The organism is Lactobacillus crispatus (genome assembly GCF_018987235.1).
GTDB classification, from domain to species: Bacteria; Bacillota; Bacilli; order Lactobacillales; family Lactobacillaceae; genus Lactobacillus; species Lactobacillus crispatus.
Window position 1 is genome coordinate 1660581 of record NZ_CP072197.1, and the last position, 25028, is coordinate 1685608.

16 protein-coding genes and 2 pseudogenes are annotated in these 25028 nt (G+C 36.7%); 5 read left to right on the forward strand and 13 right to left on the reverse strand.

Going from position 1 to position 25028, the window contains the following annotated elements; all coding sequences use genetic code 11:
- Nucleotides 1-55: 55 nt before the first annotated feature.
- Nucleotides 56-8947 (reverse strand): Rib/alpha-like domain-containing protein, encoded by an 8892-nt coding sequence (locus J6L97_RS11120; RefSeq protein ID WP_225907781.1) that lies wholly within the window; start codon nucleotides 8945-8947, stop codon nucleotides 56-58.
- Nucleotides 8948-9133: 186 nt separating this feature from the next.
- Here J6L97_RS11120 and J6L97_RS08105 point away from each other — a divergent pair, with 186 nt between their 5' ends.
- Nucleotides 9134-9982, forward strand: coding sequence for an IS982 family transposase (locus J6L97_RS08105; protein WP_150398787.1), 849 nt, complete (start codon nucleotides 9134-9136; stop codon nucleotides 9980-9982).
- Between the two features lie 24 nt (nucleotides 9983-10006).
- On the opposite strand, the gene J6L97_RS08110 is transcribed toward J6L97_RS08105, so the two are convergent.
- Nucleotides 10007-10189, reverse strand: a complete 183-nt coding sequence (locus J6L97_RS08110; protein ID WP_005721524.1) for a hypothetical protein — start codon at nucleotides 10187-10189, stop codon at nucleotides 10007-10009.
- Nucleotides 10190-10393: 204 nt separating this feature from the next.
- Here J6L97_RS08110 and J6L97_RS08115 point away from each other — a divergent pair, with 204 nt between their 5' ends.
- Nucleotides 10394-12586, forward strand: coding sequence for an ATP-dependent Clp protease ATP-binding subunit (locus J6L97_RS08115; RefSeq protein WP_057727049.1), 2193 nt, complete (start codon nucleotides 10394-10396; stop codon nucleotides 12584-12586).
- A 145-nt stretch (nucleotides 12587-12731) separates the two neighbouring features.
- A complete protein-coding gene (locus J6L97_RS08120) occupies nucleotides 12732-13013 on the forward strand; it encodes a DUF1827 family protein (protein ID WP_005728539.1) in 282 nt (93 codons plus the stop codon).
- A 257-nt stretch (nucleotides 13014-13270) separates the two neighbouring features.
- On the opposite strand, the pseudogene J6L97_RS11345 reads toward J6L97_RS08120, so the two are convergent.
- The 9 genes and pseudogenes from J6L97_RS11345 to J6L97_RS08160 all read right to left on the reverse strand — a co-directional run.
- Nucleotides 13271-13458: pseudogene (locus J6L97_RS11345) on the reverse strand (IS5/IS1182 family transposase); the annotation flags it as partial.
- A 165-nt stretch (nucleotides 13459-13623) separates the two neighbouring features.
- Nucleotides 13624-13794: pseudogene (locus J6L97_RS11350) on the reverse strand (IS5/IS1182 family transposase); the annotation flags it as partial.
- Nucleotides 13795-13845: 51 nt separating this feature from the next.
- Nucleotides 13846-14010: a transposase gene (locus J6L97_RS08130; protein ID WP_013086033.1), complete on the reverse strand. Its 165-nt coding sequence runs from the start codon at nucleotides 14008-14010 to the stop codon at nucleotides 13846-13848.
- Between the two features lie 366 nt (nucleotides 14011-14376).
- Nucleotides 14377-14814, reverse strand: coding sequence for a hypothetical protein (locus J6L97_RS08135; protein WP_057727048.1), 438 nt, complete (start codon nucleotides 14812-14814; stop codon nucleotides 14377-14379).
- Nucleotides 14815-14987: 173 nt separating this feature from the next.
- Nucleotides 14988-16166: an IS256 family transposase gene (locus J6L97_RS08140; RefSeq protein ID WP_005728142.1), complete on the reverse strand. Its 1179-nt coding sequence runs from the start codon at nucleotides 16164-16166 to the stop codon at nucleotides 14988-14990.
- A 457-nt stretch (nucleotides 16167-16623) separates the two neighbouring features.
- Nucleotides 16624-18192, reverse strand: a complete 1569-nt coding sequence (locus tag J6L97_RS08145) for an ATP-binding cassette domain-containing protein (RefSeq protein ID WP_057726886.1) — start codon at nucleotides 18190-18192, stop codon at nucleotides 16624-16626.
- Nucleotides 18193-18293: 101 nt separating this feature from the next.
- Nucleotides 18294-19103 (reverse strand): helix-turn-helix domain-containing protein, encoded by an 810-nt coding sequence (locus J6L97_RS08150; protein WP_013086029.1) that lies wholly within the window; start codon nucleotides 19101-19103, stop codon nucleotides 18294-18296.
- Between the two features lie 14 nt (nucleotides 19104-19117).
- Entirely contained in the window at nucleotides 19118-20689 is a 1572-nt protein-coding gene (locus tag J6L97_RS08155; protein WP_057726885.1) for a peptide chain release factor 3, read from the reverse strand.
- Nucleotides 20689-21555 (reverse strand): hemolysin family protein, encoded by an 867-nt coding sequence (locus J6L97_RS08160; protein WP_005726242.1) that lies wholly within the window; start codon nucleotides 21553-21555, stop codon nucleotides 20689-20691. Before J6L97_RS08160 ends, J6L97_RS08155 begins: the two co-directional genes overlap by 1 nt.
- A 102-nt stretch (nucleotides 21556-21657) precedes the next feature.
- On the opposite strand from J6L97_RS08160, the gene J6L97_RS08165 reads away from it, so the two are divergent.
- Complete coding sequence (locus J6L97_RS08165) at nucleotides 21658-22119, forward strand: hypothetical protein (RefSeq protein ID WP_005718600.1); 462 nt, start codon at nucleotides 21658-21660, stop codon at nucleotides 22117-22119.
- On the opposite strand, the gene J6L97_RS08170 is transcribed toward J6L97_RS08165, so the two are convergent.
- Together J6L97_RS08170 and recX are read right to left on the reverse strand one after the other, a co-directional pair.
- Nucleotides 22120-22602 carry a hypothetical protein gene (locus J6L97_RS08170; protein ID WP_005722693.1) on the reverse strand — a complete coding sequence of 161 codons (483 nt, stop codon included), beginning with the start codon at nucleotides 22600-22602 and terminating at the stop codon, nucleotides 22120-22122. It lies immediately after the preceding gene.
- Between the two features lie 8 nt (nucleotides 22603-22610).
- Nucleotides 22611-23423 carry a recombination regulator RecX gene (gene recX, locus J6L97_RS08175; RefSeq protein ID WP_057726884.1) on the reverse strand — a complete coding sequence of 271 codons (813 nt, stop codon included), beginning with the start codon at nucleotides 23421-23423 and terminating at the stop codon, nucleotides 22611-22613.
- A 124-nt stretch (nucleotides 23424-23547) separates the two neighbouring features.
- Between recX and rlmD the strand changes: the two genes are divergently transcribed.
- Nucleotides 23548-24936, forward strand: coding sequence for a 23S rRNA (uracil(1939)-C(5))-methyltransferase RlmD (gene rlmD, locus J6L97_RS08180; RefSeq protein ID WP_057726883.1), 1389 nt, complete (start codon nucleotides 23548-23550; stop codon nucleotides 24934-24936).
- Nucleotides 24937-25028 lie beyond the last annotated feature (92 nt).

The following is a 25028-nucleotide window of genomic DNA, read 5'->3' on the forward strand; positions in this document are numbered from 1 at the left end:
AAAAAGCACAACTCGCTTTTGAGTTGTGCCTTTTCTTCTATTCAATTACTAACTTTTAGTTGTGCTTACGTTTCCGATCAACACCAAAGCCTAAAAGACCTGCAATTGAAGCTAATGCTAAACCAATAATAGATACTCTGTCTTGTTTTTCACCGGTTTGTGGTAATGTCTTAGCATTCTTTTCAGCTTGAACAGCAGTATTATTACTGTTTGCGCGCTTACCATGAACATTGCTATTGTAGCTGTGATTTTCACTATTCAATCCTGCGGCCTGATTATTCCCTGAATTATGCTTAGTCTCGGTCCGAATATTTTGACCATTATTTTTGGCTTTATGATGATCTACTTTCTTACCCGAATTATCATCTTTTTCAGGTGTCTTATCAGTTGGGTTATTATCTGAAGGTGTAGTATTACCTCCATTATCAGTCTTAACAACTGGAACAGTAATTGATGAACTTACTGAAGCTGAAGTTGGAGCATTGTAACCATCTTTGATCTTATATCCGGCTGGCACACCGTTTTTAATGGCACTTGAAGGATCAATAGTTGAACCTTCAGTACCTGAGATAGTAGTTCTGCCAACTTCATTGCCATTAGCATCACGGTAGATAATAGTTACTTGACCTTCAGTTGGGCCAGTAATATCTCCACCACCATTATTGTCATTAGTATAGGTAATGGTTACAGTCTCAGCTGGAGTTTCTGCAGATACTGTCTTTTTAGCAACTGTACTTTGACTTGGAGTGTAACCACTAAATGTTGGAGCAGTAAATTCAGGCCATTCAGCTTTACCAGTTGGATCAGCAACAAACTTATCATTTTCAACCTTACCTAATTGCCACTTACCATAAGTTGGTTTGACATTTGGATCAGTTGAAACAGTCTTGGTACGGCCGAACCATACGGTTTGATGAGTAGTTTCAGTTTCACCAGTTACTGGGTTTTCAACATTGATTGTTCTAGTTGGACTAGCAAACATGTCACTGTTGTCGCCTGGCTTGTTTGGATTGATTGTTGGATCAGTTGGTTGCAAAGTTTGAGTGTAAGTTACATTAACAGCTGCACCATTTTGTGGGACACCATCTTTTTCTGTTACTGCAGCTGCTGAAACTTCAGTTGCCTTTGTTCCATCTACGTATGAATCATAACCTTTAATTTGTTCTACGCTAGCTGAAGCAAATTCTGCTTTGCCACCTTCAACGAACTTGTTGTTTTCAATCTTACCAACTTTCCAGTCTCCGGTACCAGTTACTACACCAGTTACTAGGTCTTCAACACCATTACGTCCAAAATCAACGTATTGAGTATCAATCTTAGTCCTAGTTTCACCTGGTTTAGTTTGGTAAATGTCACGACTTACACTAGTGAACATATCCTTGTATTTAGGATCAGTTGGGTTAACACTTGGATCAGTTGGAGTAATATTCTTAGTTCCGTGTTTAACATTGTAATCTACAGGTCGTGGATCATCTGAACCGAACTTGTAAGAACTGATAGTTTGTTGATTTGGAACTAGTTTCCAGTTAGTTGGAACATGTCCAGGTACATCAACATTAACAGTTTCATCAGTCTTACCAGGAACATTGTAAGTACCTTCTACAGTACCGTTACCATCAACATAATTAATTACTAAAGTATGTTCGTTAGCAGTGTAAGTTACATTAACAGCTGCACCATTTTGTGGGACACCATCTTTTTCTGTTACTGCAGCTGCTGAAACTTCAGTTGCCTTTGTTCCATCTACGTATGAATCATAACCTTTAATTTGTTCTACGCTAGCTGAAGCAAATTCTGCTTTGCCACCTTCAACGAACTTGTTGTTTTCAATCTTACCAACTTTCCAGTCTCCGGTACCAGTTACTACACCAGTTACTAGGTCTTCAACACCATTACGTCCAAAATCAACGTATTGAGTATCAATCTTAGTCCTAGTTTCACCTGGTTTAGTTTGGTAAATGTCACGACTTACACTAGTGAACATATCCTTGTATTTAGGATCAGTTGGGTTAACACTTGGATCAGTTGGAGTAATATTCTTAGTTCCGTGTTTAACATTGTAATCTACAGGTCGTGGATCATCTGAACCGAACTTGTAAGAACTGATAGTTTGTTGATTTGGAACTAGTTTCCAGTTAGTTGGAACATGTCCAGGTACATCAACATTAACAGTTTCATCAGTCTTACCAGGAACATTGTAAGTACCTTCTACAGTACCGTTACCATCAACATAATTAATTACTAAAGTATGTTCGTTAGCAGTGTAAGTTACATTAACAGCTGCACCATTTTGTGGGACACCATCTTTTTCTGTTACTGCAGCTGCTGAAACTTCAGTTGCCTTTGTTCCATCTACGTATGAATCATAACCTTTAATTTGTTCTACGCTAGCTGAAGCAAATTCTGCTTTGCCACCTTCAACGAACTTGTTGTTTTCAATCTTACCAACTTTCCAGTCTCCGGTACCAGTTACTACACCAGTTACTAGGTCTTCAACACCATTACGTCCAAAATCAACGTATTGAGTATCAATCTTAGTCCTAGTTTCACCTGGTTTAGTTTGGTAAATGTCACGACTTACACTAGTGAACATATCCTTGTATTTAGGATCAGTTGGGTTAACACTTGGATCAGTTGGAGTAATATTCTTAGTTCCGTGTTTAACATTGTAATCTACAGGTCGTGGATCATCTGAACCGAACTTGTAAGAACTGATAGTTTGTTGATTTGGAACTAGTTTCCAGTTAGTTGGAACATGTCCAGGTACATCAACATTAACAGTTTCATCAGTCTTACCAGGAACATTGTAAGTACCTTCTACAGTACCGTTACCATCAACATAATTAATTACTAAAGTATGTTCGTTAGCAGTGTAAGTTACATTAACAGCTGCACCATTTTGTGGGACACCATCTTTTTCTGTTACTGCAGCTGCTGAAACTTCAGTTGCCTTTGTTCCATCTACGTATGAATCATAACCTTTAATTTGTTCTACGCTAGCTGAAGCAAATTCTGCTTTGCCACCTTCAACGAACTTGTTGTTTTCAATCTTACCAACTTTCCAGTCTCCGGTACCAGTTACTACACCAGTTACTAGGTCTTCAACACCATTACGTCCAAAATCAACGTATTGAGTATCAATCTTAGTCCTAGTTTCACCTGGTTTAGTTTGGTAAATGTCACGACTTACACTAGTGAACATATCCTTGTATTTAGGATCAGTTGGGTTAACACTTGGATCAGTTGGAGTAATATTCTTAGTTCCGTGTTTAACATTGTAATCTACAGGTCGTGGATCATCTGAACCGAACTTGTAAGAACTGATAGTTTGTTGATTTGGAACTAGTTTCCAGTTAGTTGGAACATGTCCAGGTACATCAACATTAACAGTTTCATCAGTCTTACCAGGAACATTGTAAGTACCTTCTACAGTACCGTTACCATCAACATAATTAATTACTAAAGTATGTTCGTTAGCAGTGTAAGTTACATTAACAGCTGCACCATTTTGTGGGACACCATCTTTTTCTGTTACTGCAGCTGCTGAAACTTCAGTTGCCTTTGTTCCATCTACGTATGAATCATAACCTTTAATTTGTTCTACGCTAGCTGAAGCAAATTCTGCTTTGCCACCTTCAACGAACTTGTTGTTTTCAATCTTACCAACTTTCCAGTCTCCGGTACCAGTTACTACACCAGTTACTAGGTCTTCAACACCATTACGTCCAAAATCAACGTATTGAGTATCAATCTTAGTCCTAGTTTCACCTGGTTTAGTTTGGTAAATGTCACGACTTACACTAGTGAACATATCCTTGTATTTAGGATCAGTTGGGTTAACACTTGGATCAGTTGGAGTAATATTCTTAGTTCCGTGTTTAACATTGTAATCTACAGGTCGTGGATCATCTGAACCGAACTTGTAAGAACTGATAGTTTGTTGATTTGGAACTAGTTTCCAGTTAGTTGGAACATGTCCAGGTACATCAACATTAACAGTTTCATCAGTCTTACCAGGAACATTGTAAGTACCTTCTACAGTACCGTTACCATCAACATAATTAATTACTAAAGTATGTTCGTTAGCAGTGTAAGTTACATTAACAGCTGCACCATTTTGTGGGACACCATCTTTTTCTGTTACTGCAGCTGCTGAAACTTCAGTTGCCTTTGTTCCATCTACGTATGAATCATAACCTTTAATTTGTTCTACGCTAGCTGAAGCAAATTCTGCTTTGCCACCTTCAACGAACTTGTTGTTTTCAATCTTACCAACTTTCCAGTCTCCGGTACCAGTTACTACACCAGTTACTAGGTCTTCAACACCATTACGTCCAAAATCAACGTATTGAGTATCAATCTTAGTCCTAGTTTCACCTGGTTTAGTTTGGTAAATGTCACGACTTACACTAGTGAACATATCCTTGTATTTAGGATCAGTTGGGTTAACACTTGGATCAGTTGGAGTAATATTCTTAGTTCCGTGTTTAACATTGTAATCTACAGGTCGTGGATCATCTGAACCGAACTTGTAAGAACTGATAGTTTGTTGATTTGGAACTAGTTTCCAGTTAGTTGGAACATGTCCAGGTACATCAACATTAACAGTTTCATCAGTCTTACCAGGAACATTGTAAGTACCTTCTACAGTACCGTTACCATCAACATAATTAATTACTAAAGTATGTTCGTTAGCAGTGTAAGTTACATTAACAGTTTCATTTGATGAATCTGGAGTAATTGGTGCTGAAGCTGGAACATATTGCTTACCATCAACAGTTTCAATAGTTGCACCAGTTGCAGTAGCAGTGTAGCCAGGTTTAGTTACTTCATATTGTGAGAACTTCGTTACTGCTTGACTTTCACTATTCTTAGCAGATGCCCAGGTAGTGTAAGTTACTTGTTGACCTGCTGGCTTAGAAAGATCAGTTATCTTAGCACGACTGTAAATTACATGTTGAACAACTGGAGTACTTTCGCCTTCAACATTAATCGTACGAGTAATATCACGATAAATGTCGTGGTTAGTCTTATCATCAACACCTTGATCAACCTTGATTACATTTACAGCTACTGGAACATCAAGGTAACTCTTATCAGGGAAGTTAATTCGTACTGTTGCAGGAGCTTGAGCATTAGCTTTATCAAGACTTGGTAAAGTTTGCCAGTTTACTGAACTAATTTCAGAATTATGATCAGCAGTTAAATCACTAGTATTTACAAGCTTCGAAGCATCCCCTAAAGCAGCCCTCAAATCAGTAACGTCGGAGTTAACACTTGGAATAGTACCGTTAGCTTCTGCACCATAAATGTAAACTGATGGGAATGGATAAGTTGATACTGGACCATTACCATAAATTGGCCAGTTTACACTTGAACTGTCAACAACAGCTGAATACTTAGGATAACCAAATTGATTATTTACCCGGTTAGTATAAGTAATCGTCTGAGTTCCACCATTGTTCTCTGATACCAAACTTGTTGGTTGACCATTACCCTTGATTGCACCTAATGCATTATTGAATAGAACAGTGCCTGCTTCAGTCCAACTAATCTTAATGTCACTAGCATTAATAGATTGTGGAGCATTAACAGTTACACCAGCTGGATTATCACCAGTTTGGGTAAGAACATATGCAGTCTTGTCAGCATTCAAAGTGTAAATATATGGCTTGCTGTAGTTTTGACCACCTTGGTAGTAGCTTAACTTGAAGTTTTCAATTACTGGTCCACCAATGATGTTCTTGTCAGAAGTCTTGTGAGTTACAACATTATTGGCATGAAGGCTGAAGACATGACCATTATCGATAACAGTAACATCACCTTGACCATTTACAGCAACCGGAATTGTTACTGTTTCAGTAGTACCATCTGGATAAGTTACAGTTGCCGTGCCAGTAGTTGCACCAGGCTTTGAAGTATTTGGTTTAGTAGTCCAAGTTGCACTTGTTGGATAACCGTCAACTGGAGTAGTACCACCATCATTCAAGTTGGCAATTCCTTCAGTGGCAGCTGGATTACCGCCAACAGTAGTAGTAATTGATTTAATCTCTGGCTTAGCATTAACAACTACATTAGTTGGAACTTTGTCCTTAGAACCATCTGGGTAAGTTACTACAATAACTGCTGATTTCTTACCTGGAGTAGTAGTTTTGGGAGTAGTTTGCCAAGTATAAGTGGTTCTACTTGGCAAAGTTTCCTTATTACTAATAGCTTCATCAGCCTTGTTAGTTAAATCTTCGCCTTTATTGGCTTTAACATCTTGTCCTTTTGGAATGTACTTTTCAGCATCAGTAGGTCCAATAATATGTAATGGAATCTTGACAAAGTCAACTGAACCATCAGCATAAGTCACCTTAGCCCAAGCCGAATCATTAGTCGTCTTCAAATTACCTGTTGGGTTTTGTGGTTCTGAATAAGGAACTTTGGCACTTGGATCCTTGCTGTCAGTCGGCTGGATCATGATCTTGTTCCATTCAATCTTATCAGTGCCTGAATTGTACCAAGTAACTTTATTAACTAGATTATCAAAATCAGTAATTGCCTTTTCGTCAGGGCCAATTAAGTCCTTAATACCTTTCTTAGCATCAAGATCATCTAAAGTTTGATTAGTTTTACCATTAATGGTTTGTACTTCTGGTTGATATTTATCAAAATCATTAATCTTAACATTTGGGGTATTATTTAATTTGCTACCCATGGCAATTCTTTGTGGACGCCACCAGTTAAAGTTGTTTAAGAAACTGTTTAAGTGCAGTGCTTCTTCAACTTTAGTTGGAATAGCACCATTTTCGTACTTATCAGCGCCTTGGTTTTTTGACATTAAAAAAGTAGCATTAGAATTATAAAGAGTATCAACACCTTTATGGGCAATTGAAGTATTAGGCTGTTGACCTTTACCCATAAATTGACCAGAATTGTTACCCCATTGGTTCTTTGTGTTCAAGTATCTTACATACCAAACATCATTAGGAGTTGTAGTCTTGTTACCTTGATCCCATTGAGCAATTGGAGTTGGTCCGCTAATAGTTGAATTGTTGTACACACCTTCCATCCGGATCAAAGTACCACGAATACTGCCAGTCCGTTGTAAGTTGACATATGCTGGGTTATTAATTTCTAAGACATCAGTACCACTAGTTCCCCATAAATTAATTAAACCAGTAAATGGTGAGGCAGGTTCAGTACCAGCTTTAAATGTACCTGCATTATCTTGTAAATCGAGAGTAGCACCATCACCAACAACAAATTTCAAAGTGGTATTAGTACTTAAACCACCATCACCCATTGAAATTAATGGTACAAGTGTCTTTTCAGTAGTATCACGTATAATAGTCAAACTACCATTGTTAATTAAGCTGGCCGTTTGCTTAGATAATGGACTGGCAACACTAGTCATTGGACCAGCATCTAATGAAATTGGAGCATAGTGGGTACCATTATAATTAGATACTGAATTAGAAGTATTATTTTCAACACCATCAGCCTGATTTGTTTGCTTGGTATGGATAGTTACATTACCCTTTTTACCAATTTCAAGATCATGTGACCAAATTGCAGTTGAGTGACCAGCTGCCATGTTGGCATTCAGAGTACCATTAATAACAGTAACGCCATAGATTGGCTGACCAGCTAATGTTTGACGCCCAGCATAAATACCACGTAAGTCATCTGACTTAGCATTAATAGTAACCCTTGCCCCTTCATTAATTAAAGTTGAAGGATTTTCACTATCACTAGCATTTTCAGTTGAACGAATTACCCAGTTGTTAGAATTAATAGCTTTTCCAGTTACTTTACTATCAACATTAAAAATAGTATCACCAGAGTCAAATCTTACAGTCTTACCAGTTACTAGATTGTAACCACTTGACATATAGTTAAGTGTAATATTGTTTTTACCAGCAAAGTGAACTGGTAAGTTTTCACCATACTTATCAACTAATGGCCGATCATTCAAGTTTGCAGTAACACCATCAAAAGTTAATTTACTCTTTTCGGTATTAGCTTCACTACCATAGAATGACAATGGTGCATAGTCATACTTGCTACCTTCAATTGTTACGTCCTTTAAAGTAATATTCCAAGGGCCAACAGCATTAGTATAGTTCCTGTCTTGGAATGCCAAACTAAAGCCAGCAAAGTTAATGGTGTGACCATTACCATTGATCACTAAATCACGAGCTGAGCCTTTAGAATCAAGCCTAAGGTAATGCCTCTTTGAATCACTTAATCCACAAATAGTTGTACCATTAACCTTATCAGTAATGGTAATGTCACTAGTAACGTTGATCGTGCCAACATTACCATTGTTCATAGCATTAATTAAACTTTGGAAGTCATTTGCATCTTGTGACTGAGTATTTTGAGGAGCTTCTATGAAAGCACTACGTAATGCACTAGCACCTTCCTGCGTTACTTTAGATTCTGCGAGAGTCTTTGCTACATCTTCACTAGCCTTAGTTTGTGCTTTTTGTACGTTTAATACATTTCCACTCTTAGACTTAGCTTGATCTACTGTAGTTTCATTAGCAACTTTAACAGCAGCATTTTCTTGTTGTACTGGCTTACTGATTTCTAAATCATTAGCATTTTGCGTGTCCTTATCAGACTTAGCAACATCAGTAGTGGTCTGCGATTGATCTGCAACAGTTTCACTTTGTTTTGCAGCTTTATTAGCCTTAACTTCTGAAGTCTTATCTTTCAGATCATTGACTTGAATGTCACTCGCCACATTATCACTGGTAGTAGCATTCTCATCTTTTTCAGTCGATGTATTAGTATTATCAGTTGTATCAGCCTTAACTGTTTGAGTATTATTCAAGCCAAAAATTGTAAACCCAATTAATACTGAAGCAGCACCAACCGTGAATTTTCTAATTGAGAACCGTTCTCTTCTTGGCTCCATCTTGCGTAAGCGTTCTTTATAATTATTTTTTGAAAGCATTATAGCAATCTCCTTTTTAACCTAATTATTTATTGTGTCAAATCCAAGTAGAGAAACACTACCCCTACATTTCACTTTTATATCATAACACGCGTGGTGCTAGTTAAATCGTTTTAGTTAATAAAAAAGTCCAATCTTGTTAGACTCGACTTGTAAATAGTAATAATAGAAAAGAGTCTGATCTGATTGAACTGCCTTAAGCTTAAGCGTTTTAGCCACCATTTACAAGTTAGTTTTAAAGATTTAGTGATAATTTGTCGGCACTGGTATCGTTTGTATGCACCGGCTGAGTTTACTCATCGGCGAAATATTGATCAAATTAAAACTACGGACAGTCTGATTTTGGCTTTACTTATCTGGCAAGCTAAGACAGGAATTGAATCACAAAGAAGATTCTGTGAATGTTTCAATTGTTTATCACACTCACGTTTTAATCGGCGTTCACGTCAGCTATTGCAATTGATTTATCAGATACGGCAAGAAATGAATAAAAAGGTTGACCTGAATGGACATTTCTTGATCATTGACAGCTTTCCGGTACCTGTTTGCCAACCAATTCGCAACTATCGTGCTAAAATTTTTCGCGGTTATGCCAACATTGGTTATAAGGCCACCAAGAAAATTTACTTCTATGGTTTCAAAGTTCATGCCATTGTTAGCGATGACGGTTACATTCTTGATTATGTCGTAACAAAAGCATCAGTTCATGATGCCAAGGAGACAGTTGAACTGATGGAAAATGCACATCCATCTAATTACTATCTTCTTGGCGACGAAGGCTATTTAGGCAAAGAACTGCATCAACAGCTAAAACAAATGGGTTATGAACTTTGGACACCATATCGTAAAAATATGACAGGAGCTAAAAAGCACAATGATCATCAATTGATGGCTATTCGCAGAACAATTGAAAGCGACTTTTCGCTTCTGACCTATTACAATGCCGAGAACAATCGAGCACGTAGTCTGATAGGCTTTCAAAGCCGGTTGGAAATTGCAATTTTAGCTTATAATTTGGCTTATTGTCTAGAATGATTTAACTAGCACCACGCGTATTATTTATTCATCGGTATTCGTAGCGGTATACACAATCGCGCCGCCTCTTTCTGCCCTACCGGTAATATATTGTCTTTTTCCATAATTTCTAATAGTCTTTTGAAGATCAAACGCATCTTTTGGCTCAACTTTATACTCTTTTATCTCACCTGAGACTAATTGATCTAGAATTTTCTGATAATCCAAAAATATCACCACTCTTTTAAAATTTTATAATTTTTCCACTATTAATTCTACTATTTATATTCAATTTTCAAAAATATTAATATTTTGTTTGCGGTAACAAAAGCATTTCTTACAAAAAATAAGTGTTTGAGTCTTAGCACTTGACTACAAAGAGTGCTAATAATATAATTTTGGTACAGTTGAAAAGAAAGGCGGTACTATATTTTGCTTTGCCAAAATTGTCATGAGCGGCCCGCTTCTATTCACCTTTTCACTAAGGTTAATGGCCAAAGCCGCGAAATAGATTTATGTCAACACTGTTATCAAGAATTAAAAAATCAACAAGGAAATCAAGGAAAAATGAATAATAATGAATTTTTTGGCGACTTTGATGATTTATTCAACGCATTAAACGGAAATAACAACAATGCCGCAAACAATAATAATGAAATGAGAAATAACGACCCTAGAATGCAAATGGGGGGAGGCGCTGGTAATGGTGGTCAAAACGGCAGAAGCCTACTTGACCAATACGGAACAGACTTAACTGCCCTTGCTAAAAAAGGCAAAATTGACCCAGTAATCGGTCGTGATAAAGAGATTGCTCGGGTTATCGAAATTTTAAATAGAAGAACTAAGAACAACCCTGTTTTAATCGGTGAAGCAGGTGTTGGTAAGACTGCCGTTGTCGAAGGCTTAGCTCAAGAAATCGTAGATGGATCAGTACCAGCAAAATTGCAGAACAAACGAATTATTTCATTAAATGTTGTTTCACTTGTTCAAGGTACCGGTATTCGTGGTCAATTTGAACAAAGAATGGAACAATTAATTAAAGAATTACAACAAAACGACGATATCATTCTTTTTATTGATGAAATTCACGAAATCGTTGGTGCCGGTAATGCTGAAGGTGGCATGGATGCCGGTAACATTATTAAGCCAGCTTTAGCTCGTGGCGAATTGCAATTAGTTGGTGCTACTACCATCAAAGAATACCGCGATATTGAAAAAGACTCTGCTTTAGCTAGACGTTTTCAACCAGTTGAAGTTAAAGAACCTTCAATTGACGAAACAATTCGCATCTTAAAAGGTATTCAAAAACGCTACGAAGACTATCACCATGTTCACTACACTTATGAAGCCATTGAAGCTGCCGCAAAACTTTCAGCACGTTATATTCAAGATAGATTTTTACCAGACAAGGCTATTGACCTTCTTGATGAAGCAGGTTCTAGAATGAACTTAACCATTCCTTATATTGATAAGGATAAAATGCAAGAAAGAATTAATGCCGCAGAGCAATTGAAGGAAGAAGCCTTAAAAAACGAAGATTACGAAAAAGCAGCCTACTACCGTGATCAAATTGAAAAATATGAAAAGGTTAAAGATCAAAAGGTAGATCCTGACAAGTCCCCTGTTATTACTGATAAGATCATGGACAAGATCGTAGAAGAAAAAACAGGGATTCCTGTTGGTGATATTCAAAAGCAAGAAGAAAACCAACTGCAAAATCTAGCTGCTGATTTAAAGGCTCACGTTATCGGCCAAGACAAGGCTGTTGAAAAAGTAGCTCGTGCCATTCGTCGTAACCGAATCGGTTTCAACAAGTCAGGCCGTCCAATTGGTTCATTCCTCTTCGTTGGTCCAACTGGTGTCGGTAAAACTGAGTTAGCTAAGCAACTGGCTAAGCAAATGTTTGGCTCAGAAGATGCAATGATTCGTTTCGATATGTCTGAATACATGGAACAATACTCAGTTTCCAAATTAATTGGTTCTGCCCCAGGTTACGTAGGCTACGAAGAAGCTGGTCAATTAACTGAACAAGTTAGACACAACCCATATAGTTTGATCTTGCTTGATGAAATTGAAAAAGCTCACCCAGATGTTTTGAACCTCTTCTTGCAAATTCTTGACGATGGTCGTTTAACTGACTCACAAGGTAGAACAGTTTCATTCAAGGATACCATCATTATTATGACTTCTAATGCAGGACAAGGCATTAAGAACGCTAGCGTTGGCTTTACAGCAGAAAACGAAGATGAAGCTAATGAATCTGCTAGAAATAATATGAGCCAATTCTTTAAGCCAGAATTCTTGAACCGTCTTGATGATGTAATCGAATTTAATGAATTGACTAAGCCAGACTTGCTTAAGATTGTTGACTTAATGTTGCAAAATACCAACAATATGGTTAAGGATCAAGGCCTACACATTGATGTAACTGCTGCTGCAAAAGATAAATTAGTTGAAGATGGCTTTAATCCTGCCTTAGGTGCTCGTCCTCTTCGTCGCACCATCCAAGAAGAGATTGAGGATAATGTGGCTGATTTCAAACTTGATCATGCACAGGCTAAGAATTTAAAAGCCGATGTTGTTGATGGTAAAATTGTAATCAGTGATGAGGCAAATAATGAATAGGATTTAATAAAAGACAAAGTCCAAGTTATACCAAAGGATTTCGAAGCAATATTCGAAATCTTTTTTCTTAAAAATAAAAATATGCTACTCAATTTGAGGTATACTAAATTAGAAGAAGTAAAGCTAACAGAAACAGGTGAATTCCATGCATTTAATTGATGTAACCAATAATTACTCTGATTTGGTTCACAGTCAGCTCAACACTACCGATGCAAACTATGTTAAAGTTTATTCTCTTGGTAATACTTCAGTTATTTATACTGAAAGTAAGGATTCTATCGGTATTGCACTTGAAAACCATGACCGTCGTGTTCGCGAAGATGAGATTGAATTCGTAATCAAGCGTTTAATTAAAGATTATGATTCTTCATACACTTTGACTGTAGACAAGAGTCGTCATGTAATCGAAATTCACGTTGACAAGTAATCCAAATATTGTTGTATCAAAAGTGTCTGGAAAAAATAACTTCCAGATGAATGAAAACGATCAAGATTTTCTTTTTCAAGAATCTTGATCGTTTTTTCGGTCTCTTTAAATTTTTAACAATAAAAGATGGTCCTTCATCCATCTTCTTTGCCCATATTTGTTCAAAACCATCATAAAGGCTATGCCAATATCGGTTTCGACCTCTTTTTGCCTCGCAGATGCGTTCTGCGCATGCCAAATACGTTCTTCAAATGCCCGAAAACTGGCTCTAAGGTTTTAAAATCTGTTGGGTTAGGAAAAATGGCATAATCTACTACATATTGATCAGTAGTCGCTGCTTGAATATTGTAGCCTGGCTTCAACTGACCGTTTTTCATGTGGTCTTCCTTCATATGCATAAAAGTAGCGTCATGATCGGTCTTAGAGTAGCTGTTACGCCTAGCAGAAATTCTTCAGTCAGCTGGTTAATTTCTTCTTCAGTTTCTCGAGCCAATTTCTCCAAGCCTTGACTAGTTTGAACCTTTTCTTTTTCCATTTTTTTGACTACTTCTTTTTCTTTAGTAATCAATTCATCGTAAAGCTCAACTGCTTGACCTTTCAGCTTTTCATGATACTTTTCAACCGCTTTGCGCCAAACAAAAGTATAGCGGTTGGCATCAGCTTCGATTTTCGTACCATCGATAAAGACAGCACCTTCATTGATTAAGCCTTCATCTTCCAAAAGGTTGGTAAAGTAGATGAAGCTCTTTTTAATCAGTTCATTGGCATGATTGCTTGATTTATTTGTCCAATTAGCCGGTAAAGTATCTTACACGCGATTGTACTGCCATGTTTAGTAATGCTTAAACTTAGAGTTCATCTCTCCAGATTGATACCGCTCACGATCGATCCCAATAAAGACACTGATCTTATTTAGATTAGAAAATCTGCGTACATCGCCTAGTTCAGCCAGGACTCTGACTGCCATGTTTTGGGCAAAAACAGGTATGCTTTCCAAGCTTTCTCTTTTTTGACTGAGCTTGATCAATCTTGTTACATAATATTTACCTGCAAGATTTCTACGCTATAACTGGCAGCCACAGGGTAAGCCTCTAACATTTCTTTAGCTTAGCAGCAGTATTTCGTGCATATCTTGTACCAAAGCCCTTTAAATCTAATAGCCAGTTAACAAGATTCTCTTCTTATGTTTGCCGCACTAAATTGCAGTGAGGACAGTACTCGATTATTTTCCAGTAATTATAGCCTGAAGTCGTACTGAATAAAGTTTCTATTTCAAGCAAAGTGGATTGCAGTACTTGATATAACAGTTACTTGCGGTCCGTTATTACCGATTTGAGTATTACTAAAATCTAATTAAGAAATCTTACACTACGGTAGTTATTACTGCATAAAATGGTAATAAATTTTTATTACGTTTAAATTTGTCTATCTTTTCCCAATTTTTTGGTATAACTTGCTTAACCGGTCTATTTACAACATGATTACTAGAATTATTCATACATATAGTCTGTGCAAGAGCACCTATTTTTTCAAGGTAAATTTCCAAATTGTGAGTATTACATACACTTAAGTTTAATGCTAAAACTGTAATTACAGATTCGAAAGTGGGATGCAAAAATGGATATTCCTTTTGAATAAATTCATCGGTTAAATAATTCTTTGAATTTTTATGATTCGTATAAGAAATAGGAATTACACTTTGAACATTTTCATCTGTTAATTTTGAAATTCTAGCTATATCAAAATTAGAAATTTCATTAAACTTATAGTTATTACGATTTAAATTCCAATTTGAAAGCATCCCATAGTATCTACCACTAGAGCGATGCTTAAATTTATCTATTACGAACCCAAATTTATCATAAATATTAGCTAATTTTGAAATATTTGTAAATGTAACAGTATTATAATCGAAACTGTCAAATCTTTTGTGTAAATAGATCTTTCTCGTAAATTGATTTTTTAATTATTTATTTAATCAAAGTAGGATTCTAAGGTGTCCTGAACCTGACCAAAGCCTTTATGAATTCGATTGAAATAACGGTCATTGTAGCTCATTGCCTGGATGCCAATAAATGCATCAAGCGACTGTTCAGTTGGAAATTCTGCCTTAGGCTTAGCTTTACGCTTGATGACGTTGTTAAAGGATTCAATCATATTGGTTGAATAAATTGAAGCTCTGATTTGTTTGGGATAATTGTAGAAGACTAGCAGATCGGGCTCAATTTCCTTCAAACCTTTGATGACATGGCTATAAGCTTTATTCCATTTGGCATAGAATTTGTGCAAGACAGCTGCAGCTTCTTTTTTGCTTGTCTGTTGATGTATCTGCTTGAATTCGTTCATGATCTTTTCACGATCGTCGACGCGTACTTTAGCGCAGATATTGCGCATGACATGAACCAGGCAGCGTTGAAAATGAGCTTTAGGATAAGTCCTGGCCAAGGCTGTTTTCATGCCAACAACACCATCAGAAAGAAAAAGCTCAACTTGCTTCAAGCCTCTGGACTTCATGTTTTGAAGCATCTCTGTCCAAACTTCAATGTTCTCACTAGGAGCAATGCAGTAGTCAATGACTTCCTTATGTCCATTAGGTTTAATGCCAATGGCAATATATACTGCTTCACGCTCAAACGTTTCTCGGCGCAAAGGAAGGTATGTCGCATCCAAATAGACACAGAAAAACTTGTCGCTTAGCTTGCGCTTGTGATAAGCCTCAATCTTGGGGAGCATCTGCTTGGAAATATTTGATACTTGAGCTGGACTATAATGACTGCCATACATTTTCTCAATCAAGTCAGCGATTTCTCTGGTAGTTACGCCTTTGGAGTATAGCTTGATAATCGTGCTTTCCAAAACATCAGAGTGCTGCTTGTAGTCAGGCAGCGTGTGCTGATGAAACTGACCGTTGCGGTCTCGAGGCACTTGCACTTCAATTGGTCCAAACTGGGTATCAACCTTGCGGAAATAAGCACCATTTCTAGAATTGCCAGTATTCCAGCCATTTCTGGCATAGGGATCATAGCCTAGAAAGGCAGTCAACTCAGCTTCTAGCAAGTTATTAACAGCCTGTTGTAGCTCTTTGCGCAATAAATCATTTATTTTGTCTGGATTGAATAGAGCTTGAGCAAAATCTTTGGTAAAATCATTCATGAAGGAGTTCTTCTTTCTGTATGTGTTTTTTTGTTCAAACCAATCATACGAGAAAGGAACTCCTTTTTCTAATGTTTAAAGAAATAAATTTAAGGAATCATTCATCCTTACACAAACTATTTTACAGTCTCTTATAATCATCATAGTCTTTAAAAACAAAACTACAATCAAATAAAGTACTAATATAATTATAACATCCTAAAACATGCCCACTTTCAAGTACTTGCAGTGAATTATGAATAGAACTATAAGTACTTAGTGCTATTTCACGTTCTTTTACTATGTAAATTCTATATTTCTCAAACTCTAAACTATTACTTACATAATGACCCACATTTGAAGTTCCTGGAATTAATCCTACTAACTCTCTATTAGATATTCCAACAAAAATTTTAATTGTATAAAATGAACGTGCAGAAGGATAGCCTAAATGTTCAATTTATTATTGCAATTTACGTTAAAAAATATTTACCAATTTTCCATTTTCTAAGTCAAAATGATGCGTAAATTTCTTCATCGTCGTTGATGAAATATGGTGGTCAATTTCAATTACTGTTAATGGTGAATTCAAAAAGACATTATGAATTTGCTCAGCAGTTTGCGGATCAAGTGAGGCAGTTCCTTCATCAACTACTAAAATTTCTCTTTGGAAGAGAAAAGCACGCGCTAATTCAATTCTCTTTCTTTCCCCACCTGAAAGATTATGCCCATTTTCTTCAATTACGGTATCTAAGCCATGTTTTTGAAGGTAATTAGTTAATCCTGCTTGTTGAGCCGCAGCCACGATTTGCTTTTGATCAAATTGTTTACCAAGAGTTAAATTAAAGCGTAAAGTCTCATTAAAAATTTGCGAAGATTGTTGAACTTCACTAAAAATTTGCGTTTCAACAGCCTGATCATTAACCAAAACTCTTCCCTTCTGCGGAGATAATTTACCCATTAACACCTTAAGTAAAGTAGATTTGCCTTCACCAGACTTTCCAGTTAACAGAATTTTATCTCCTTTATTAACACATAAACTCACATTATTAAGCACTGGACTATCAGCTTGATAGCCGAAAGTTACATTGTCCATATTTAATTGCTTAAATTTGACTGAAGCTTCATCTTGCTTAGTCGTTAAAGGCTTGAAAGATAACAACTTAGCGGTCATTGGTTTAGTAGCAGCAATCTGATTACGAATACTATTAATACTAAAGAAACTATTTACAATCCAAGCGCTAGAGTATTGAACGGCAACAAAAGAAGCCAAAGCAATGTGTCCTTGAATTACCATAATAATGCCGATTCCAATTGGTAAGAAGTCTAGTGAGTAAGCTAATAAATCAACGTAAAAATCACTTTTAGCAATTGTATCGTCACGTTCACGTTTATTCTCAACAGAATTTTTAATTACTTTACTACCCTTCTTTACAAATAGAGATAATACATTGTAATTTAAAACCGTATTGATATTTTTGAGTAAATCCGACATAAACGTTACATAACTACCTGTTGATTTACTCCAATTGGACGACTGCTTGGCTGTTTTCTTGCTAAACAAACTAGGAATAAGGCTTGAAAGACTGGCAAAAGCAACAAAGACTAATGTCAGGACTACACTATTTATCAGCGCAACAGTAACGATACCAACAATTTTAACCACAGTAGATACTAGTGAAAATAACTGTCTAAAGTACTTTTCTTCAATCAGGTTAAGATCATTATTAATGAAAGAAATTCGATTAGAAATTTCTTTTTCTCCTGTTTTTACAAAATCCGTCTGCATCAGATACTCACGAACTTCTTGATTAAATAGTGCTACATTACGATTAATTACTCGATTATTTAAGTATTCTACAATTACAAGTAAGATTTGCAATACTGTAATTACGATAATCATTCTCACCGTATTTGGAATACTTTTACCTGTAATTAACGCAAAAATTTCGGAGTATGACCATGTGCTAAAAGGCAAAGATAATCCGCTTAAACATGACAGAATAATACTGAGCGAAAACCATTTGAGGTCAATAAACTTTTTCATAAATGAATCTCCCTTTCAATTAAGTTGGATTCATTATCTGCTTTAGTTCACGATAAAAATAGCTTTCTGCAAAAATGATCTTCAATCTGCATATATGCAGATTATTCTGGAAGAATAGACAGAATATTTTCTAAATTACTTGCCTTGATCAATTTCTTAATAGCTAATACCTGCTCTGTATCTCCAGCAAAATAGCATTGATAAAAATGACCAATGATTTTATATAAGACTAGAGATGGCGTTTGACTTAATTGCCCAAGTAAATAAATAGGCTCTTTATTATCTTTTACAAATTTATTTTCAGCACAAGTATATAAATAATTCACACAAATAGTGGCAATTGTTGTTTGCATTTTTTCTGTCTGCTCAGACATTTTATCATTATAAGTAGTGAAAATTTTTTGAAAGAAAAAAGTAAAATCATCATGAGTAAAGATAGAAGCACCAAAATTTGCTAACAAATCTAAACTAAATTCATCTTGAAGCCAATTATCGCCTGCAAATAAACGCTGCAATATTATATTTTTATCTTTGACATCAAATTTACGTTTTCCTTCAAGTAAGGTAAAAATCAACTTAGCTTTGATTTTTAGAAGATCATGATGCGGCAGTTGTTGAATTTTTGTTACCAATTTTCTAACTTGGTTAAGATCTTGATTATAATAAGCAATCTGTAATTGATCACCTAAACTGTTTTCATCGTCAGCTTGTGAGATCATATTTTGCTTAAAGAATTCAGCAAATGAAATTTTATTTTTCTGCAAAATTGCCATTAAGTCCTTAGCTGATATGTCATGCAAGCCACGCTCAATTTTAGAATAATGAGCTGGTGATAAAATTCCTGCTACAAATTGTTCTTGTGTCAGTCCCCGCGATTGACGTGCTTTTTTTAGTGCCGCATTAATTCCCATAGCTTTTATTTTGCTTAAAGTTTTTCAGTTAATTTAACATCTGGATATTTATCGTGGAAGAAGCGCTCAGCAAATTCATTTTCAAACAAGAACAATGGATTACCATAGCGATCTTTTACCAATAAGTTACGACTATTGGACATCCGCGGATCAAGTTGCTCTGGATCAATCCAGCGCGCAACACGATGACCAATACTGTTCATTTCAACTTCAGAATTATATTCATTCTTCATTCTGAATTGGAACACTTCAAACTGCAATTGACCAACAGCACCAAGAATATACTCATCCGTTTGATAATTGCGGTAAAGCTGAATTGCACCTTCTTGGACTAGCTGGTTCATCCCCTTATGGAATGATTTTTGCTTCATCACGTTCTTAGCAGTTACTCGCATAAATAATTCAGGTGTAAATTCTGGTAATGGTGGATAAACAATCTTGCGCTTACCAGCATAAATACTGTCACCAATTTGAAAATTACCAGTATCGTATAAGCCAACTATATCGCCAGCTACCGCATCAGAAACTTGTACTCGCTCGCTTGACATGAATTCAGTCGCATTATTTAAACGAATTGGCTTATCAGTTCTAGCTAAAGTTACGTCCAACCCTTTCTTGAATTCACCAGAACCGACTCTAACAAAGGCGATTCGGTCACGGTGATGAGGATTCATATTAGCCTGAATCTTGAAGACAAAGCCTGAAAATTCTGGATCTTCTGGACTTAGCTCCTCATCCCCATTAACTGTGTGACTCTCTGGTGCTGGAGCCAAATCAACAAAGCTGTTCAAGAATGTCTCAACCCCAAAATTGGTCAAAGCTGAGCCAAAGAAGACAGGAGTTTGATCACCCATAGCAATCTTCTCGCGGTCAAACTTATTCCCAGCTTCTTTAATCAAATCAATTTCATCCAGAGTATCCTGGAATTGAGGATCTTGACTAAGTGGCTCACTATCAGGCAACTTACCATCTTGATCTAATGGTAAAAAGCGATCTTGATCATTTTTGCGGTAAAGCTCAACACGATTATTAGCGATATCATATAGACCCTTTAAAGTTTGACCTGAACCAATTGGCCAGTCCATTGCTACACCCTCGATACCAAGCAAATCTTCCAATTCCGCAATTAAATCTAATGGTGGACGTCCATCACGATCAAGCTTGTTCATAAACGTGAAAATTGGAATACCACGTTGCTTAACAACCTTAAACAACTTCTTTGTCTGTGGCTCGATACCTTTAGCAGAGTCAATTACCATGACTGCCGAGTCCACTGCCATTAAAGTACGGTACGTATCTTCTGAGAAATCTTGGTGACCTGGCGTATCCAAAATATTGATCCGCTTGCCTTGATATTCAAACTGCATAACCGAACTAGTAACAGAAATCCCACGCTTCTTTTCGATTTCCATCCAGTCACTAGTAGCAAAATTGCCAGTTTTACGTGCCTTAACCGTACCTGCTTTACGAATTACCCCACCAAACAAAAGCATTTGTTCAGTAATCGTTGTCTTACCTGCATCGGGGTGAGAAATAATTGCAAATGTTCTTCTCTTTTTTACTTTATTTGCTAACTCTTTGTCCATTAGTCCTCGCTATCTTCTTCCTTTTTTGATTCATCAATCGTTAATAATACCGTCAACAAGCGTGACCCCTTCATCCTTCTAGTGGTCAAAGTCATCCCATCACCAATATCAACTGTTAACTTTTCTTCCTTAGCTGGAATCACTTTTAAAGTATTGATCACATAGCCTGCTATCGTATCAACATCTTCCATTTGAAGATTAGTACCAAATTGCTCATTAAAATCATCTAATGGCATCTTACCGTAAATAATGTACTTATTTGGAGCTATTTGATTAAAAAGAATCTCAGTGTGATCAACCTCATCATCAATATCGCCCACAATCTCTTCAACCAAATCTTCAATTGTAGCTAATCCAGTTACACCGCCATATTCATCTGTCAAAATTGCTAATTGTCGTTGCGTTTGCTGCATTTCCATCAACAAATCGCCCAGCTCGGCAGTTTCTGGTGCAAACAGCGGCTCAGTCATGACATCTTTATAGTCAAGATTATCAAAACCCTTTTGTTTAGCCTTTCGTAAAACCGTTCTGATATGAATAATCCCTACAATCTTATCCTTATCACGTTGATAAACGGGAATTCTAGAATATGGCTCACGAAGGATTTCATCTAGATTGTCTTGAAAACTGACTTCTCGATCAACCATGAAAGCATCCGTTCTAGGTACCATTACTTCACGGGCTGTCTTACCCTGAAAGTCCAAAATACCTTCTAGCATTGAAAATTCTGTATCATCAATTTTATGACTTTCATGTAAAGTAACAATTTCTTTTTCTAAATGATCTTTAGTCCCCACTTTTTTATCGCCGGATAATCTATTTTTTAAGCGACCAAACAGAGTTCCCGCTCCAGGATCACTATTCATTTTCGTACTCTCTTTCTTAAAAAAGTTATCTAAATATAGCTATTATAGCATAGAGCCAATAACAATTATGTTAAAATAGCACATAAGACTAGGAGGTTCGTCATGAAAAAAAGTCATGTCTTACTCGTTTTTACATTTCTTTTGCTAATTCCATATATCTGTAGCTTAGCTATTATTGGAATCGGCTATAATGCATTAGTTTTACATTCAGCTGAACTTTATCGCACATTAATCGGCTCATTAGTTGGCGCAATCATTATGTTTGCTGTCAAGGCTACTATTCAACGGCCTGTTGATTTATTAGCTGTTCAAACCAACGATGGCTTACTGAAGCAGCTTTTACGTTTCTTCAGTATCAGACGACGCTACTGGCTTTTAGCAGCTAATATTATCTTAGACTTTGTTCTTTGCTTTGCTGCTACCTACATAATACGTGCTCTTTTAACACTTGATCAAATCGTAGGCAGCTCCATCGGCTTTGTTTTGTTAATCATGTTTGTTTCAACTTGTCTTGGCGCTTATGTTGAATACGATAACCTGTCAATCGACCCTGAGCAGCATTAATTACTTGCTGGCCTTCAAGTACATTACTTGGGCCAGTTTTTTTGTATCCATGTCAAGATCCCAAGTAATATATGGCGTGTCACTGTCACCCAAATTTTCATGTACTTCAATTCCGCTAGCAACTACTTTTTTGGCAAAATTTGGCACGGTACTAGTCAACGGTAAGTTGAAAAAGACTAAAGTTTGATTCTCTTCTACTTCCTCCGCTACCTCTGCAGCTGGTAATTCAAACTTCATTAAACCCGTTGGCACTTCATCTTTTGCTACATCTGCTAAAACGCCATACCAATACATAAAGCTGTCCTCACCTGATACCACTAGGACAGAACGCTTATTTTCTAAATTATGATCAGCTAAAAATTTTTGAAAAGTTTCATCATTTTCCATTTGCTGATTAGCTTCCATAAAGCTCTTTTGAGCATTCATCAAACCAGCTGGAAATGGACGACCAATAAATAATCTTGATTCAATATTTTTCTTCATTTTTTCTCCTAATATTCTACTAATTCGTCTAAATCAATTATTTCACCGTTTAAAAAGGCATCAATCTCACCTGATGAAAAACCGTGACTAAACAAATATTTTTTTATTTTAAAATTGCGTTCAATTTCTGGAAGATTTCTAAAACGTTTGTAAGCCTTAATTCCTTGTTTCTTCAAAGCTTCTGTTTGTGCATTCCCATCTTCTTTAAGATCCATTGCATCAATAATAACGTTACTAATCCCGCTATCAAAGCCATGCGTTAATAATTTAGTACGCATCTTACGCTCTAATTCACGCTGTGAAATCTTGCCAACTTGATGGCTCATCGACTTAATCACGCGTTGGCCCACTTCGAGCCAATCTTCTTCATCAATTTCATCTAACTTATCCTGACTAATTTCAGGATCAACGCCTTTTTGCGTCAACTTTCGTAATAAACTTTTAGGGCCATCAGAGCCAACACGCAAATCATTTTTGATAAACAGCTTGGCATATTGACGATCATCAAGATAGCCTAATTCATTCAATTGACTAACAGCACTATTGGCTGCTTCATCAGAGATTTCGTGTTTTTTTAAATATTGCAGCACCTCAAAGATGGTCCGAGGCTCGTAACTCAAAAAATGAGCCGCTAAATCACTAGCCTTAGCATCAGCATCAAATTGCCTAATCTTTTCAACCTGCTCATCATTTAATTCTTTACCTTTAAGCAGCACAAATTCTGCCAACGTTTTCTCTCCGGCAGAAAAAGCATATTTTCCATCAATAAAAATATTATAGCGACCTGGCCGTTTTTGTGCACTTACTTTGGTTATGATCAACTTGTTTCACCTCGCATATTTTTCTACATCCATGCTAGCAAATTTTGCTAAAGCTTGCTAAGAACTTTTTCCAGGTAGTACAATTAATTGAACACAATTTAGTTTTTAGTAGAAAGAATTAACGATGAACAGAAAATTTACCCATAATAAACCAAAACATGAAAAAGACGTCATCATCACTATTAAAAGTTTAGGAATTAATGGTGAAGGAATTGGTTACTACAAGAAAAAGATTATCTTCATTCCTGGTGCCTTGCCAGACGAAGTAGTAGTTGCCAAGATTGTTAAATCATATCCACACTACATCCAAGGCGAACTGGTTAGAATTAAAGAAAAAAGTCCAGATCGCGTAGACTTCCCTGAAGGTGTTGATCCCGAGATTGGTGGCTTAGAATTAGTACACTTGTCTTACGACAAACAACTTGAATTCAAGAAGAACAATATGCTTGAATCATTACGCAAGTACCATCCTCGTAATTACAATAAGTATAAAGTTAAAAATACTATCGCTGCTCCTGACCCATGGCATTATCGCAACAAGGCTCAATATCAAATTGAAAAAGATCATGGTCAACTTAAGCTTGGACTTTTTGCTCCAAATTCCCACCGCTTGATTGACTTACCAAAGATGCCAACTCAAAGTGAAGATACACAAAAAACGGAACGTAAAATCAAGGTTTTAATTGAAAAATTGCATGTTCCTGTTGCCAACTATCGTCGTCATTTACCTGGCATTAAGACCGTAGTTGTCCGTCAATCAGAAGCAACTAAGGAAATCCAGGTAACCTTGATCACGATCGGCCACAAGATTAAGAACTTAATCCCTCTTGCTAAAGAAATTATGAAACTTGATCATGTAGTTTCTGTCTATCAGAATGAAACCGAATGGCAGAATCCACAAGTTTGGGGAAATAAAACCGAAAAGCTTTTGGGCAAGAATCAAATCACCGAAGAAATCTTAGGTAAAAAATTCGCCTTATCACCACGTGCCTTCTTCCAATTGAACCCAGTTCAAACCATCAATCTTTACTCAGAAGCATTGAAATACTTAGACCTAACCCCCGATCAAACCTTGATTGATGCCTATAGTGGTGTTGGTACCTTAGGTATTTTGGCAGCTGACCGCGTTAAGCAAGTTGTTGGAATCGAAACCATTCCAGAGGCAGTCAAAGACGCACAACATAATGTCGAGCTTAACCACATCAAAAACGCTGATTATATTCAAGGCAGTGTTGAAAAGGTTTTGCCAGAATTACAAAATAGTGGTGTTGCAATCAATGCTTTAATCGTAGACCCACCAAGAACGGGCTTAGCTAAAAGCTTGATCAAAACCCTCTTGCGGGTTAAACCTGAAACTTTTGTCTACATCTCATGTAATCCCTCAACCTTAGCTCAAGACTTAGTTTTACTTAGCGAGGCATATGATGTTCGGGTCATCCAAAATGTAGACATGTTACCACAAACCCCACGCTGTGAGGCAATTGCTAAGTTAGTGCTCAGAAAAGATAGATAAATCCAACAACCTAGTCTTGGGCTAGGTTGTTTTTGTATATAAAAAAGCGGCTACTGGACAATCCTGTCCCTTAGTAGCCGCAATTTCAAGTG

Excerpts from the sequence above, each read along its gene's own strand:
- J6L97_RS08160 (WP_005726242.1), bottom strand. The coding sequence starts at position 21,555 with ATGAATAGTGATCCTGGAGCGGGAACTCTGTTTGGTCGCTTAAAAAAT.
- J6L97_RS08145 (WP_057726886.1), bottom strand. The coding sequence starts at position 18,192 with ATGAAAAAGTTTATTGACCTCAAATGGTTTTCGCTCAGTATTATTCTG.
- J6L97_RS08155 (WP_057726885.1), bottom strand. The coding sequence starts at position 20,689 with ATGGACAAAGAGTTAGCAAATAAAGTAAAAAAGAGAAGAACATTTGCA.
- J6L97_RS08135 (WP_057727048.1), bottom strand. The coding sequence starts at position 14,814 with ATGCTTTCAAATTGGAATTTAAATCGTAATAACTATAAGTTTAATGAA.
- J6L97_RS08150 (WP_013086029.1), bottom strand. The coding sequence starts at position 19,103 with ATGGGAATTAATGCGGCACTAAAAAAAGCACGTCAATCGCGGGGACTG.
- J6L97_RS08120 (WP_005728539.1), top strand. The coding sequence starts at position 12,732 with ATGCATTTAATTGATGTAACCAATAATTACTCTGATTTGGTTCACAGT.
- J6L97_RS08170 (WP_005722693.1), bottom strand. The coding sequence starts at position 22,602 with ATGAAGAAAAATATTGAATCAAGATTATTTATTGGTCGTCCATTTCCA.
- rlmD (WP_057726883.1), top strand. The coding sequence starts at position 23,548 with ATGAACAGAAAATTTACCCATAATAAACCAAAACATGAAAAAGACGTC.
- J6L97_RS11120 (WP_225907781.1), bottom strand. The coding sequence starts at position 8,947 with ATGCTTTCAAAAAATAATTATAAAGAACGCTTACGCAAGATGGAGCCA.
- J6L97_RS08140 (WP_005728142.1), bottom strand. The coding sequence starts at position 16,166 with ATGAATGATTTTACCAAAGATTTTGCTCAAGCTCTATTCAATCCAGAC.
- J6L97_RS08165 (WP_005718600.1), top strand. The coding sequence starts at position 21,658 with ATGAAAAAAAGTCATGTCTTACTCGTTTTTACATTTCTTTTGCTAATT.